This is a genomic window from Streptomyces sp. URMC 126 (assembly GCF_051386555.1).
Lineage (GTDB): Bacteria > Actinomycetota > Actinomycetes > Streptomycetales > Streptomycetaceae > Streptomyces.
Genome location: NZ_JBPQTX010001045.1, coordinates 1 through 257, shown reverse-complemented (window position 1 = coordinate 257; position 257 = coordinate 1). Strand labels below are relative to the sequence as shown.

Sequence of the window (257 nt, the reverse complement as noted above, 5' to 3'; positions counted from 1 at the left end):
ATATTGGCCAGGTTCGAACGCTTATCGTCCGACAGGCCGGGGATTTGCTTGGCACCAGAGTCGAGACCTCGATGGAGCTGAGTCGCGCCCTTGGACAGATTGTCCGAACCGGTCTTGAGCTGTCCCAGTCCATTGCTCAGCTGCATGACGCCGGATACGATCTGAGGAGCTTTCGCAGTAAAGGATCGACCAGCGTCAGTGGCATCATTGACGGCCTTATTAAGGTCCTTAGCGACTGAATCAGCGGTGTCCATGGC

General features: G+C 56.0%; 1 protein-coding gene. It reads right to left on the bottom strand.

What is annotated here, in order from left to right; genetic code table 11:
* On the bottom strand, nt 1-146 hold a 146-nt coding region (locus tag ACSNOK_RS35030), incomplete at its 3' end, for a hypothetical protein (RefSeq protein WP_436784737.1).
* Nucleotides 147-257 lie beyond the last annotated feature (111 nt).